Raw genomic sequence first — 12,847 nt, 5'->3', positions numbered from 1 at the left:
TCGCGCGCCCCGTTCGATTTGCAAATCGGCCCATAGCAAGGCATGGCAGGCGACACCATGAACAAAGCGCTGATCTCGCTCGCCCTGCCGCTTCTGGCCTTGCTGACGGCTTGCCATATGGGGGCTGGTGGCAATGCATCAAGCGGCGAGAGCGAACAGGGCAATCTGGTCGGCGCGCGCATCGGCGCGCCCTTCACCCTGACCGACCAGGACGGCAAGACCGTGCATTGGGACGATTATAAGGGCCAGTATCGGATCGTCTATTTCGGCTACACCTATTGCCCGGATGTCTGCCCGGTCGATCTGCAGCGGATCATGCAGGCGTTCAGCGCCTTCGAGAAGGCAGCGCCCGCCCGCGCCGCGAAGGTGCAGCCGATCTTCATCAGCGTCGACCCGAAGCGGGACACGCCGGCGGTGCTGAAAACCTATGTCGCGGCCTTCCACCCGCGCCTCGTCGGCCTGACCGGCACGCCGGAACAGATCGCGAAGGTGGCCAAGGACTTCGTCGTCCTCTACAATGCGGAAAAGCCGGAAGGGGCGAGCGACTATCTGGTCAGCCACAGCCGCACGCCCTATCTGTTCGGGCCGGACGGCAAGCCGATCGCGCTGGTGCCGGTGGATGATCCGGGCACGCCGGACGTGGACGAGGGCGCGCCGGATATCGTGCGCGCCTTTCTCGAAAAATGGGTCAAGTGACATTTGGACTTCTGGGACAAGCCCCTCGACAAGCTGAACCGCGCCGAATGGGAAGCGCTGTGCGACGGTTGCGGCAAATGCTGCCTGCACAAGGCGGAAGATGAGGACACGGGCCGCATCTATCCGACCAATGTCGCCTGTCGACTGCTCGACCGGCAGAGCGGTCAATGCACCAACTATCCCGACCGGCGGCGGTTCGTGCCCGATTGCGTGCGGCTGACCCCGGCCAAGGTGAAACAGATAAGCTGGCTGCCGCGCACCTGTGCCTATCGGCTGCGCGAGGCGGGGTTGCCGCTGCCCGACTGGCATTATCTGGTCTGCGGCGATCGCGAGGCGGTGCATCGGGCCAAGGAATCCGTACGCGGCTGGACCGTGGCGGAGGCCGATGCCGGCGATTGGGAACATCATCTTGTCGACCGAGAGCTCTGAGGCAGAAATCCTGATCGATGGCGTCGCCATGCCGGTGCGGGTGCGCCGGTCCGAGCGGGCGCGCGCCTACAAGCTGACGATCGACGGGGTGCGCGGCGAATTGCGGCTGTCGCTGCCGGCGCGGGCGAACCTCAAGCGTGCGCTGGGTTGGGCGCAGGGGCATGAGGATTGGGTCCGGGCGCAGATGGCGGTGACGCCGGCGGTGACGCTGCTGGGTGATGGCGCGACCTTCCCGCTGGAGGGGCGCGAGGTGCGCATCTGCTGGATCGCGGGGGCGACCCGCACGATCCGGCTGGAGGGCGACCGGCTGATCCTGGGCGGGGCGGCGGAATCGGTCGGTGCGCGGGTGCTGCGCTGGCTCAGGACGCGGGCGAAGGCGGTGCTGGAGGCGGAGACGCTGGCGATGGCGCAGGATCATGGCCTGATCGTCGCGTCGGTCGGCACCGGCGACACGCGCAGCCGCTGGGGCAGTTGCACGTCGACCGGGGCGATCCGCTATAGCTGGCGGCTGATCCTGGCGCCGGCCTGGGTGCGGCGATCGACCGTGGCGCATGAACTGGCGCATCTGCTGCACATGGACCATAGCCCGGCCTTCCACGCCGCCCATGCCCGTATCTATGGCGAGGATCCGCGCCCGGCGCGTGCCTGGCTGAAGGCGCATGGGGCGGGCCTGCACCGCTATCAGGCCTGAACCCATGGCGCGCCGGAAACGCTATCTGACCGCCACCATGCCTGACGGCTATGTGAAGAAGATCGGGCCGACCGCCGACCCCTTCACCCATTATTGGCGGATCGTCGCCATACTGGAAAATGGCAAGACCGAGGTCTTCTGGGGCCACACCCGCTCGCTGGCCGAGGCGAAGAAGAAGCGCGCCGCCGCGCCCGATGGCGCGCGGATGCGGGGCTGGACATCCTATCAGTTCGAGATGGTCGAATTGGTGGAGAGTGACAGCTAGCCCCGATGCGGCCAGGCGCCGTCGGCGTCGCCGGGGCAGTCATGGTCGGTATCGCGCGGATAGGGCAGGCCACAGGCGCTGCAGGTGGCATAATGGCCCTGTTTTAGCCCATGGCCGACCGCGACCCGCTCGTCGAAGACATAGCAGTCGCCCTGCCAGCGGCTTTGCGCTTGTGGCATTTCCTCCAGATAGCGCAGGATACCACCCTTGAGGTGATAGACCTCGTCAAAGCCGCGCGCCTTGACCAGCGCGGTCGATTTTTCGCAACGAATGCCGCCGGTGCAGAACATCGCGATCTTGGGGCTGCGGCCTTCGTCGCGCAGCTTGGCGGCGAAATCGTCGAACCAGGCGGGAAATTCGCGGAAGGAGCGGGTGGCCGGGTCGATCGCATTCTCGAACGTGCCGACTGCCACCTCATAGGCGTTGCGCGTGTCGATGATGACGGTGTCGGGATCGGCGATCAGCGCATTCCAGTCCGCGGGATCGAGATGCACGCCGGCCTGATGGGCGGGGTCCAGGTCGCCTGCGCCCAGGGTCACGATCTCCGCCTTCACCTTGACCTTCATCTTGCCGAAGGGCGCGCTGTCGGCGGTCGCATATTTGACGTCGACATCGGCGCAGCCGGGCAGAGCGCGGATATGGGCGACCAGCCGCTCGATCGCGTCGGCCGTGCCCGCGACCGTGCCATTGATGCCCTCACGCGCCAGGATCAGCGTGCCGCAGGTGCCAAGATCGGCGCACAGTGCGCGCAGGTCGGCGGCGGTTGCCTGCGGGTCGGCGAAGGTGGCGAAACGGTAGAGGGCTGCGACGGTGAACATGGGGAGCCCTATAGGCGCTGGCGCGCATACTTGAAAGCCGGGCGAAGAGGGCGCATAGCCGGGCGATGGTTCCCCTTTCGTTCGCAGGTCATGATTTCCTGGCTTTGCCGGAGGCGGCTTTGTTCTGGCCGGCCCAGGGCGCGCTGCTGGTGGCCGACCTGCATTTCGAGAAGGCGAGCTGGTATGCGCGATTCGGCCAGTTCCTGCCGCCGCATGACAGCGCGGCGACGCTGGACATGATCGAGGCGCTGGTGGCGCGGACCGGCGCGCGGGCGATCTGGTCGCTGGGCGACAGTTTTCATGATGCCGATGGCGCGGCGCGGCTGGACCCACGGGCACGGGAACGGCTGGCGGCCCTGACCGAACGGCTCGACTGGTTGTGGATAACCGGCAATCATGACGTCGGCGTGGCGCATATGCCGGGCGGACGCCGTGCGGTCGAGGCGGAGGTAGACGGCGTCTGGCTGCGGCATGAGGCCGACCCGGCCGACCCCCGGCCGGAGATATCGGGCCATTTCCACCCCAAGCTGCGCCTGTCGCTGCGCGGCCGGCATGTATCGCGCCGCTGCTTCGTCGGATCGCCGACCAAGCTGATCCTGCCGGCGCTGGGCGCGCTGACGGGCGGGCTGGATGCAGGCCATGGCGAGATACAAAAGGCCGTCGGGCCGGGTGCAATGGCGTTGATACCCGTTTCCGACCGATTGCTGCGCTTTCCGCTGACGTAAGCAAACGCTACGGAAACCGGGCGTTAAATTGTTGCTGCTAGGCAACAGGGCCATGCAGCCATCATCACGCAACTGCGGAAAAAGCCCGGAATCACGCGATATATTGCGTTATTCCGACTGTGGCAGCATAATCGCGCATAGTCCCGACCCGGCAAAAAGCCAGGCGGGCCAGGAGAGGATGCACATCATGATGCACAAGAGCCTTTGGCTGCTGTCCGCCGGTGCCGTCGCGCTGGTGGGCGCCATGCCGCTTGCCCATGCCCAGGATGCCGCGCCGCAGGCGGCGGTGGACACCGAAAGCGTCGACATCATCGTCACCGCGACCCGCCGCGCCAGCCCGTTGTCCGACGTGCCGATCGCGGTATCGGCGGTCGGCCAGCAGGCGATGCAGAATAGCGGCGCCAATGATATTCGCGCGCTCAACCAGCTGGCGCCGTCCCTGCTGGTTTCTTCGACCGGGACCGAGGCCAATGGTTCGGCCCGTATTCGCGGCATCGGCACGGTCGGCGACAATCCTGGCCTGGAAAGCTCGGTCGCGGTGTTCATCGACGGCGTCTATCGTTCGCGCACCGGTGCGGGCCTCAATGATCTGGGCGAGATCGAGCGGGTCGAGGTGCTGCGCGGGCCGCAGGGCACGCTGTTCGGCCGCAACGCGTCGGCGGGCCTGATCAACATCGTCAGCAAGGCGCCGGAATTCACCCTGGGTGGCATGGCCGAGGCGACCTATGGCAATTATGATTATTGGCGCCTGGCCGGGCGCATCACCGGCCCGATCGCCAAGGGGATCGCGTTGAGCCTGGACGGCGTCTGGTCGAAGCGCGACGGTTTCTACGATCTGGTCGATGCCAGCGGCAACAAGGTTGGTGATACCAATGATCGCGACCGCTATTTCCTGCGTGGTCAGGCGCTGATCGAACCCAGCGATGCCCTGTCGATCCGGCTGATCGGCGATTATACCAATCGCGACGAAAGCTGCTGCGGCGCGGCCTATGTCGAGACGCGCGAACGGCGGCCGGCGACCGGCGGCGGCTATAGCACGGCGCCGTTCAACCGCATCGGCGCGATCCTGGCCGGGCAGGGCAGCGTCTTCCCCGCCGATCCCTATGATCGCGAGCTGACCATCACCGAAGGGCGCGACTATGTCAGCAAGCTCAAGGACTGGGGCGTGTCGGGCGAGATCAACTATGATCTGGGCGGCGCGAAACTGACCAGCATCACCGCCTATCGCGACTATAAATCCCGCGACTATGGCGATTATGACTATTCGGGCGCCGACCTTCTCTATCGCGATCCCAATACCTATCGCCAGTTCAAGACCTTCACCCAGGAATTGCGGGCGCAGGGTTCGGCCTTCAACGAGGCGCTCGACTGGCTGGTGGGCGGCTATTACGCCAATGAGAAGCTGACGCTGGAGGATAATATCCGCTTTGGCGCCGACTATGGCCGCTTTGCCGCCTGTCGCCTGATGGCGGGTGCGGGCGTCAACAGCAACTTTACTGCGGCGCAACTGGCGGCCTGCGGCAGCGGTCTTGCCACGTCGGCGCTGATCGGCGGCACCCAGGCCAATCTCAACGCCGGCCTGACCGCCGCGCTGATCAATGCCGGATTGCCGGCCGGCGTCGCGGCGGCACAGGCGGGGGCGATCTCCACCGGTCTTGGCAATGGCCTGCGCGCGCTGGCGGCAATCCCGGAAGGCACCGGCGACGTTGCCTCCATCTATCGCCAGAAGAGCGAGAATTGGGCGCTCTTCACCCATAATATCATCCACATCACCAAGCGGCTCGATCTCACCCTGGGCCTGCGCTACACCCATGAATCGAAGAAATTCTCGTCGGATTTCAATAACAACAACGCGACCTGCGCGGCGTTGCAGGCCTCTTCGCTGCCGACGCTGGCGACCAATGCGTCGCTGGGCAGTGCGGCGGCGCTGGCGGGCGGCATCCTGACGCTCGGCTGCCTTGGCAATGGCTCGACCACGCTCAATGCGCTCGACCTCAACGACAAGATCAGCGACGGCGAGTTCAGCGGCACGGCGGTGCTGTCGTGGAAGCCGATCGACGAAATGCTGGTCTATGGCAGCTATTCCAAGGGCTATAAGGCGGGCGGCTTCAACCTCGACCGCTTTCAGCTGGGATCGACCGGCCTGAACACGGTGCCGGCGGTCTATGCGCCGCGCACCAATGCCGATGTGACGAGCCTGCGCTTTGCCGCAGAGAAGGTCGATGCCTTTGAAATCGGCTTCAAATATACCCAGCCGAAATGGAGCGCGAACATCGCGGCCTTCCGTCAGGAGTTCAAGAATTTCCAGCTGAACACCTTCAACGGCACCAGCTTCGTCGTGCAGAATATCAATGGCTGTGACAGCGCCCTTTCGGCGGCGCGGACCTGCGATTCCGGCGATGTCGGGCCGGGGCTGATCAGCCAGGGTGTGGAACTGGAACTGACCGCTTCACCGGTGCGCCATTTCCGCCTGACCGGCGGCCTGACCTACGCACGGGCGAAATTCGCCAAGCGGCTGGTCGGCAGCGGCGATGGCAGCGTGCCGCTCGATCCGGCACTGTTCCTGCTGCCCGGATCGATCAACAGCAATGCGCCGCAACTGGTGACGACCGCGAGCATGGCCTGGACGCCCGATATCGGGTCGAACGGCCTGTCCGCGCTCTTCTACATCGATGGCCGCATGATGAGCGACTATAATACCGGGTCCGACCTGTTCCCGGAAAAGGCGCAGGACGGCTTTGCGGTGTTCAATGCGCGCGTCGGCCTGCGCGGCAAGGACCAGCGCTGGGCGGTCGAATTCTGGGGCCAGAATATCTTCAACCAGGATTATACCCAGGTCGCCTTCAGCAGTCCGCTCCAGTCGAGCAGCCCGGCGACATCGACCACCGGGCAGTTCGTGCAGGGCGCGCCGATGGCTAACCAGCTGATCTCCGCCTATCTGGCCGAACCCCGCACCTATGGCATTACCTTGCGGGGGCGTTTCTGATCATCCCCAGGCCGCTCCGAGGGACGGGGCGGCTGACGGGGGCGCGTTCGCCGAACAGGGCGGTGCCGACGCGAATGTCGGTGGCGCCCAGCATCAGGGCGGTTTCGAAATCGCCCGACATGCCCATCGACAGGCGCGGGAGGCCCTCTTCCCGCGCCATTTTCGCGAGCAGGGCAAAATAGGGGGCGGGCTCGACATCGGCCGGGGGCACGCACATCAGGCCGAGCAAGGGGATGTCGGCGTCGCGCGCTGCGGCGATCAGCGCCGGCACATCGGCGATCGGGCAGCCGCCCTTCTGTTCCTCGGCCCCGATATTCACCTGGATGAAGCAGGGCAGGCGCTTGCCCGCGGCGTCCATCGCCTTGGCGAGCGCGCTCAGCAGCGAGAGGCGATCGAGCGAATGGATGACGTCGAACAGGGCGACGGCATCGGCGGCCTTGTTCGATTGCAACTGGCCGACCAGATGCAGGGTCAGATCCGAAAATTGCTCGCGCAGGGCCGGCCATTTGTCCTGGCTTTCCTGAACGCGGTTTTCGCCGAAGACGCGCTGGCCGGCGTGGAGCAGCGGAAGGATCGCTTCGGCCGGCTGGGTCTTGGACACGGCGATCAGGTTGATGTCGTCGGCGCTGCGCTGGGTCAGGCGGGCGGCGCGGTCGATCTGGTCGCGCAGGGTGGCAAGGCGGGCCGCAGCTTCGGGGATGTCGGTGGTCATGGCGGCTGCTATAGGCGATGGCCATGCACGCCCGCCACCGCAAAAAACTGCCCGGCCTCTGGCTGATGACCGATGAGCGGGTGGAGGATGCGTCATTGCTGGCGGCGGCAGCGCGCTTGCCACGCGGCCGCGCGGGAATCGTCTTTCGCCATTATCATACCGAAGCGGTGAAACGACGCGCGCTGTTCGAGGCATTGCGGGCAGTTGCGCGGCGGCGGCGGCTGGTGCTGATGCTGGCGGGCGACGCGCGAACGGCGGCGGCCTGGCGCGCGGATGGCTGGCATGGGCGGGATGGGGCGAAAAATTTCCACAGACTTATCCACAGCCAGGCGGCGCATGACCGGCAGGAGCTTCAGGCGGCGGCGCGCGCGGATATGGTCTTCCTGTCGCCGCTGCTCCCGACCCGGTCGCATCCTGGTGCCGGGGCGCTGGGGCGGATCGGCTTTGCGGCGCTCGCGCGGCAGGCGAAGGCGCCGGTGATCGCGCTGGGCGGGATCAGGGCAAAGCACCGGCATATGCTGCGCGGGATCGGCGCGGCGGGCTGGGCGGCGATCGACGGACTGACCGACCATATATGAATCCGGGTCATGGGGCCTAGCGCGGATGCGGGCCTAATAGCCTGTGGATAAGTCGGCTAGGCTGGGGGACGCCGTTCCTTTTGCGGAGACCCGAGATGACCGAACCCACCGACGCGCGCCGATCTTTTGGCGATCTGGCGCCTCATCTGGCGGAAATGACCGACAAGACCCTGTTCGGCGAAGTCTGGGCCGATCCGGCATTGTCGCCGCGCGACCGCAGCCTGATCACCATCACCAGCCTCATCTCGCTCTATCGCGGCAATGAGCTGCCCTTTCACCTGCAGCGGGCACTGGACAATGGGCTGACGCGCGCGGAGATCATCGCGACCATCACCCATCTGGCCTTCTATGCCGGCTGGCCGCCGGCGATGACCGCACTGGGCATCGCCCGCAAGCTGTTCGACGATGCGCAGGACTAAGGCGGCGGTGGGCGCATTGACGCTGGCCGCCTTCATGCTGGGCGTCGGGGCCGGGCGACAGGCCAAGGCGCAGGCCGCGCCGGAAAAGCCGATCGTGCGGATCGCGGAGTTGGAGATCGATCCGGCGCAGATCGAGGACTATAAGGCCTATCTGCGCGAGGAGATTGCCGCATCGGTGGCGCAGGAGCCGGGCGTGCTGTCGCTGTCGGCGGTGGCGATCGCCGGAAAGCCGGCGAGCATCCGCCTGCTGGAAGTCTATGCCAGCGACGCGGCCTATCAGGCGCATCTCAAGACACCGCATTTCCTGAAATATAAGCAGGGCACTGCCGATATGGTGCAGTCATTGCGCCTGATCGAGACGGAGCCGGTCATGCTCTGCGCCAAGGGTGGCGGCAGTTACTGTTGACGCGTTGGAGCGATCGGCATCAGGCGATGCCGATCATGCGTATCCCTGCCTTTTCAGGCGATCAGAATTTGAAGATGGTGCCCAGATAGACGGCCTGGTTGTCCTGGCGCTCGTCGGTCATCGGGGTCAGGCGGCCGGCAACGCTGTTGTTGTAGCGGATGCCCGCTGTCACGTTGAGGTTGCGGGTCAGCGAATAGGAGCTGGCCAGATCCAGCGAATAATCCTTGTCCGCACTCGGGTTGCGGACGGTCGCCGTCGGCTCGCGACGGCTTTCCAGCAGCACCTTGGTGCTGAAGCGATCCTTCTTGCCATCATCCAGCGAGAAATTCTTCGCATCGACCATGGTTTCGACAGGCACCGGATCCAGCGCCTTGCGGCCGGTATTTTCCGGCAGGGCGAACTTGCGCCAGCCATGCTCGCCGTTCAGGCTGAAGCTGACGGGCGCGATGTTGACCGGGACCACCGAACGGTTGGCGGCAACGCGATCGACGTCGCTGGCGCGGACCATGACGGTGATCGACCGCTGGCCGCTGAGCGAACCGCTGGTCGGCGTGAAACGGAAATTCTGGCGACCGGCCGAGGCGGCGATCTTCGCATAGGCCGCAGCCAGTCGCGAATCCTTGGTCGTGGGGGTGAAGGAGGAAATGCTGCCCAGCGCGCCGAGCGACACCGGGGCTTCCTCACGCATGCGGACGAGATCAGTTGCGGCGCCAAAAGCGGGCGACAGCATGAAGCCAGCGACGGCGATTGCCGAGCCTGCCAATGCCAAATGTCCCCGTTTCACGCGCATGATTCGAATCTCTTCCCCACCGGTTATTTTTCAAGACGCATTAGACACCAAAAAGCGCCATTGACCAGAGGCGCTATCCGCTTTTTGTCTGAGCTGTTGCACAGAGCACACAGACTCCGAGGACGGGTTGCGACGATCCGTGGCGTGTCGGACCCGCGCGCCCCCTTGCCCAATGGCGCGCGTCGACTATAGAAGCGGGGCGTTTTTCGTCTTTTTCAAGCTAGGACATGCCTGATGGTCCGTCGCCTTCCCGTTACCCTTTCCTCCGGTCTTCTGCTGGCTGCGCTCCTGCCGCTTGCCGCATGCGGGGGCGGCGCGAAGGAACGGCCCAAGGCCGATCTGGCCGCGTCGAAGGTCACCACCATCGGCGTCAACGCCTATCTGTGGCGCGCCAGCCTGGATACGCTGTCCTTCATGCCGATGGTGCAGACCGATTCCAACGGCGGCGTCATCGTCACCGACTGGTATACCAATCCCAACACGCCGAGTGAACGGATGAAGGTCACCGTGTCGATCCTGGACCAGGATCTGCGCGCCGACGCGCTGCGCGTGGCCGCCAGCCGCCAGGTCAACCAGAATGGCCAGTGGGTCGATGCCCCGGTGCAGGCCGCGACGGTGCAGAAGCTGGAAGAGATCATCCTGACCAAGGCGCGCGACCTGCGCCGCATGGCGATCGGCTGAACCACCCCTTTCGGGCGCGACTGATACGGTAACGCCCTGTTTTCAAACCATCGGGGCTGGGCTTTCACAGAGCCCAGCCCGCTTGCATTTGTAAGGACATGACATGCAAAGGCGCTTCAACCCGCTGGAGGCCGACGCCCGCTGGCAGGCCGTCTGGGACGAGAAGCAGAGCTTCAAGGCGGACGATGCCTCGACGAAGCCGCGCAGCTACGTGCTGGAGATGTTCCCCTATCCGTCGGGGCGCATCCATATCGGTCATGTCCGCAACTACTCGATGGGCGACGTGCTGGCGCGCTTCCGCCGGATGACCGGCCATGAAGTGCTGCATCCGATGGGCTGGGACGCGTTCGGCATGCCGGCCGAAAATGCGGCGATGGAAAAGAAGGTGCATCCGGGCGAATGGACCCGGTCCAACATCGCCAATATGCGCGCGCAGCTGAAGAAGCTGGGCTTCGCGATCGACTGGAGCCGCGAACTCGCCACCTGCGAGCCGGATTATTATGGCCATGAACAGGCGCTGTTCCTGGACATGCTGGAATCCGGCCTGGTCTATCGCAAGGAAAGCCAGGTCAACTGGGATCCGGTCGACATGACCGTGCTGGCGAACGAGCAGGTGATCGACGGGCGCGGCTGGCGCTCGGGCGCGTTGGTCGAGAAGCGCAAGCTCAACCAGTGGTTCCTCAAGATCACGCAGTTCGCCGACGATCTGCTGGAGGGCCTCCAGACGCTCGACCAGTGGCCCGACAAGGTCCGGCTGATGCAGGAAAACTGGATCGGCAAGTCGGTCGGCCTGCAGTTCAGCTTCAAGCCGGTCGCGCCGTTCGACAGCGAGATCGAGGTCTATTCGACCCGTCCCGACACCATCTTCGGCGCCAGCTTCGTTGCGATCGCCGCCGACCATCCGGTCGCGCAGGCCGTCGCCGCGAACAATCCCGATGCCGTTGCCTTCATCGAGAAGTGCAAGGAAGGCGGCACCACCGCCGCCGAGCTGGAAACGGCGGAGAAGCTGGGCTTCGACACCGGCCTGACGGTCGCGCATCCGTTCGATCCGGAATGGCACCTGCCCGTCTTCATCGCCAATTTCGTGCTGATGGACTATGGCACCGGCGCCGTCATGGGCGTGCCCGCGCATGACCAGCGCGACCTCGACTTCGCGCGCAAATATATGCTGCCGGTCGAGCGTGTCGTCGCGCTGGATGGCGAAGCCGACAAGCCGATCCATGACGAGGCCTATACCGGCCCCGGCCATCTGGTGAATTCGCGCTTCCTGGACGGCATGGCCGTCGAAGCCGCCAAGGCCGCCGTCATCGCGCGCGCCGAGGGTGAAGGCTGGGGCGCGGGCAAGACCGTGTTCCGCCTGCGCGACTGGGGCGTGTCGCGCCAGCGTTATTGGGGCACCCCGATCCCGGTCATCCATTGCGATGATTGTGGTGTGGTGGGCGTGCCCAAGGACCAGCTGCCGGTGAAGCTGCCCGAGGATGTGACCTTCGACATTCCCGGCAATCCGCTGGACCGCCACCCGACTTGGAAGCATGTCGATTGCCCGTCCTGCGGCAAGCCGGCGCGGCGCGAGACCGACACGCTCGACACCTTCGCGGATTCGAGCTGGTATTTCATCCGCTTCGCCAGCCAGCCCGACGACAAGCCGTTCGATCGCGCGACCGTGGAGCAGTGGCTGCCGGTCGGCCAATATATTGGCGGCGTGGAACATGCGATCCTGCATCTGCTCTACGCGCGTTTCTGGACCCGTGCGCTGCAGCATATGGGCCAGCTGGGTTTTGCCGAGCCCTTCACCGGCCTGTTCACGCAGGGCATGGTGACCCACGAGACCTACAAGGCCGGCGATGGCAGCTGGCTGTCGCCGCAGGAAATCAAGAAGTCCGGCGACGACTATATCCATATCGAGAGCGGGGCGCCGGTCACGGTCGGCCGCGTCGAGAAGATGTCCAAGTCGAAGAAGAATGTCGTCGATCCCGATGACATCATCGAACAATATGGTGCCGACGCCGTGCGATGGTTCATGCTGTCGGACAGCCCGCCCGAGCGCGACCTGCCCTGGACCGAGGCCGGCATCGAGGGCAGCTGGCGCTTCGTCAACCGCGTCTGGCGCCTGTTCGGCGAAGCCGATGCGGCGGCGGAAGGCCAGGACAAGGCCTTGGATCGCAAGCTGCACCAGACGATTGACGGCGTCGCCAAGGATATCGAGGCGCTGGGCTTCAACAAGGCCGTCGCCAAGATCTATGAGCTGGTGAACGCGATCGAGAAGGCCAAGCCGTCGGCCAGCCGCACCGCGGCGATCCGCGCGCTGGCGCTGCTGGTCGCGCCGATGACCCCGCATCTGGCCGAAGAGGGCTGGGCCGAGATGGCGCAGCCGGGCCTGATCGCCGAAGCCGCCTGGCCGGCGGTCGATCCGGCGCTGCTGGTCGAGGATGAAGTGACCATCGCCTGCCAGGTGATGGGCAAGCTGCGCGACACCATCACCGTGCCCAAGGGCACGCCGAAGGACGAGCTGGAAAAGCTGGCACTGGCGGCCCCCAACGTCGTTCGCACGCTGGATGGCGCCACCCCCAAGAAGGTGATCGTGGTGCCCGATCGTCTGGTCAATCTGGTCATCTGACCTGTGCCCGTCACCCCGACCTTTGGTTCGACAA

Annotated in this window: 14 protein-coding genes; 11 read left to right on the top strand and 3 right to left on the bottom strand. The window is 65.2% G+C overall.

Annotated elements, in window-relative coordinates:
• The first annotated feature begins 42 nt into the window (after positions 1-42).
• Genes HH800_RS20995 through HH800_RS20980 form a run of 4 tightly spaced genes read left to right on the top strand, consistent with a single transcriptional unit; the run spans position 43 to position 2,081 of the window.
• Positions 43-696 (top strand): SCO family protein, encoded by a 654-nt coding sequence (locus HH800_RS20995; protein ID WP_169862215.1) that lies wholly within the window; start codon positions 43-45, stop codon positions 694-696.
• 3 nt (positions 697-699) lie between these two features.
• On the top strand, positions 700-1,125 hold the full coding sequence (locus HH800_RS20990; protein ID WP_169862213.1) for a YcgN family cysteine cluster protein: 426 nt from the start codon (positions 700-702) through the stop codon (positions 1,123-1,125).
• A complete protein-coding gene (locus tag HH800_RS20985) occupies positions 1,082-1,816 on the top strand; it encodes a M48 family metallopeptidase (RefSeq protein ID WP_419248215.1) in 735 nt (244 codons plus the stop codon). The genes HH800_RS20990 and HH800_RS20985 overlap by 44 nt, the downstream gene beginning before the upstream one ends.
• A 4-nt stretch (positions 1,817-1,820) precedes the next feature.
• The gene (locus tag HH800_RS20980; RefSeq protein WP_017499447.1) at positions 1,821-2,081 is read left to right on the top strand and encodes a hypothetical protein; all 261 of its coding nucleotides are present in this window, start codon (positions 1,821-1,823) and stop codon (positions 2,079-2,081) included.
• Here the strand turns inward: HH800_RS20980 and HH800_RS20975 are convergent.
• Positions 2,078-2,899 (bottom strand): rhodanese-related sulfurtransferase, encoded by an 822-nt coding sequence (locus tag HH800_RS20975; protein ID WP_169862211.1) that lies wholly within the window; start codon positions 2,897-2,899, stop codon positions 2,078-2,080. The two genes, HH800_RS20980 and HH800_RS20975, sit on opposite strands and share 4 nt — an antisense overlap.
• Positions 2,900-2,964: 65 nt before the next feature.
• Between HH800_RS20975 and pdeM the strand changes: the two genes are divergently transcribed.
• Both pdeM and HH800_RS20965 read left to right on the top strand, forming a co-directional pair.
• Complete coding sequence (gene pdeM / locus HH800_RS20970; protein ID WP_063976000.1) at positions 2,965-3,624, top strand: ligase-associated DNA damage response endonuclease PdeM; 660 nt, start codon at positions 2,965-2,967, stop codon at positions 3,622-3,624.
• 190 nt (positions 3,625-3,814) lie between these two features.
• Positions 3,815-6,610 (top strand): TonB-dependent receptor, encoded by a 2,796-nt coding sequence (locus tag HH800_RS20965; RefSeq protein ID WP_169863386.1) that lies wholly within the window; start codon positions 3,815-3,817, stop codon positions 6,608-6,610.
• On the opposite strand, the gene HH800_RS20960 is transcribed toward HH800_RS20965, so the two are convergent.
• Positions 6,588-7,322 (bottom strand): YggS family pyridoxal phosphate-dependent enzyme, encoded by a 735-nt coding sequence (locus HH800_RS20960; protein ID WP_169862210.1) that lies wholly within the window; start codon positions 7,320-7,322, stop codon positions 6,588-6,590. The two genes, HH800_RS20965 and HH800_RS20960, sit on opposite strands and share 23 nt — an antisense overlap.
• Positions 7,323-7,345: 23 nt before the next feature.
• Here HH800_RS20960 and HH800_RS20955 point away from each other — a divergent pair, with 23 nt between their 5' ends.
• The 3 genes from HH800_RS20955 to HH800_RS20945 all read left to right on the top strand — a co-directional run bounded on the left by HH800_RS20955 (position 7,346) and on the right by HH800_RS20945 (position 8,725).
• Positions 7,346-7,900 (top strand): thiamine phosphate synthase, encoded by a 555-nt coding sequence (locus tag HH800_RS20955; protein ID WP_169862209.1) that lies wholly within the window; start codon positions 7,346-7,348, stop codon positions 7,898-7,900.
• Positions 7,901-7,995: 95 nt separating this feature from the next.
• Positions 7,996-8,319 (top strand): carboxymuconolactone decarboxylase family protein, encoded by a 324-nt coding sequence (locus HH800_RS20950; RefSeq protein ID WP_010335771.1) that lies wholly within the window; start codon positions 7,996-7,998, stop codon positions 8,317-8,319.
• Positions 8,306-8,725 (top strand): putative quinol monooxygenase, encoded by a 420-nt coding sequence (locus HH800_RS20945; protein WP_235681931.1) that lies wholly within the window; start codon positions 8,306-8,308, stop codon positions 8,723-8,725. Before HH800_RS20950 ends, HH800_RS20945 begins: the two co-directional genes overlap by 14 nt.
• A gap of 61 nt (positions 8,726-8,786) precedes the next feature.
• On the opposite strand, the gene HH800_RS20940 is transcribed toward HH800_RS20945, so the two are convergent.
• Entirely contained in the window at positions 8,787-9,515 is a 729-nt protein-coding gene (locus HH800_RS20940; RefSeq protein WP_004209179.1) for a hypothetical protein, read from the bottom strand.
• Positions 9,516-9,749: 234 nt separating this feature from the next.
• Here HH800_RS20940 and HH800_RS20935 point away from each other — a divergent pair, with 234 nt between their 5' ends.
• Both HH800_RS20935 and leuS read left to right on the top strand, forming a co-directional pair.
• On the top strand, positions 9,750-10,196 hold the full coding sequence (locus HH800_RS20935) for a DUF3576 domain-containing protein (protein ID WP_004209178.1): 447 nt from the start codon (positions 9,750-9,752) through the stop codon (positions 10,194-10,196).
• Between the two features lie 103 nt (positions 10,197-10,299).
• The gene (gene leuS, locus HH800_RS20930; RefSeq protein ID WP_169862208.1) at positions 10,300-12,813 is read left to right on the top strand and encodes a leucine--tRNA ligase; all 2,514 of its coding nucleotides are present in this window, start codon (positions 10,300-10,302) and stop codon (positions 12,811-12,813) included.
• Positions 12,814-12,847: the final 34 nt, after the last annotated feature.

Source organism: Sphingobium yanoikuyae (assembly GCF_013001025.1).
Lineage (GTDB): Bacteria > Pseudomonadota > Alphaproteobacteria > Sphingomonadales > Sphingomonadaceae > Sphingobium > Sphingobium yanoikuyae_A.
This window is presented reverse-complemented; position numbering and strand designations above follow the sequence as displayed.

Coding starts and splice junctions, on each gene's coding strand:
- HH800_RS20995 (WP_169862215.1), top strand. CDS start 43: ATGGCAGGCGACACCATGAACAAAGCGCTGATCTCGCTCGCCCTGCCG.
- HH800_RS20985 (WP_419248215.1), top strand. CDS start 1,082: ATGCCGGCGATTGGGAACATCATCTTGTCGACCGAGAGCTCTGAGGCA.
- HH800_RS20980 (WP_017499447.1), top strand. CDS start 1,821: ATGGCGCGCCGGAAACGCTATCTGACCGCCACCATGCCTGACGGCTAT.
- HH800_RS20975 (WP_169862211.1), bottom strand. CDS start 2,899: ATGTTCACCGTCGCAGCCCTCTACCGTTTCGCCACCTTCGCCGACCCG.
- pdeM (WP_063976000.1), top strand. CDS start 2,965: ATGGTTCCCCTTTCGTTCGCAGGTCATGATTTCCTGGCTTTGCCGGAG.
- HH800_RS20965 (WP_169863386.1), top strand. CDS start 3,815: ATGCACAAGAGCCTTTGGCTGCTGTCCGCCGGTGCCGTCGCGCTGGTG.
- HH800_RS20960 (WP_169862210.1), bottom strand. CDS start 7,322: ATGACCACCGACATCCCCGAAGCTGCGGCCCGCCTTGCCACCCTGCGC.
- HH800_RS20955 (WP_169862209.1), top strand. CDS start 7,346: ATGCACGCCCGCCACCGCAAAAAACTGCCCGGCCTCTGGCTGATGACC.
- HH800_RS20950 (WP_010335771.1), top strand. CDS start 7,996: ATGACCGAACCCACCGACGCGCGCCGATCTTTTGGCGATCTGGCGCCT.
- HH800_RS20945 (WP_235681931.1), top strand. CDS start 8,306: ATGCGCAGGACTAAGGCGGCGGTGGGCGCATTGACGCTGGCCGCCTTC.
- HH800_RS20940 (WP_004209179.1), bottom strand. CDS start 9,515: ATGCGCGTGAAACGGGGACATTTGGCATTGGCAGGCTCGGCAATCGCC.
- HH800_RS20935 (WP_004209178.1), top strand. CDS start 9,750: ATGGTCCGTCGCCTTCCCGTTACCCTTTCCTCCGGTCTTCTGCTGGCT.
- leuS (WP_169862208.1), top strand. CDS start 10,300: ATGCAAAGGCGCTTCAACCCGCTGGAGGCCGACGCCCGCTGGCAGGCC.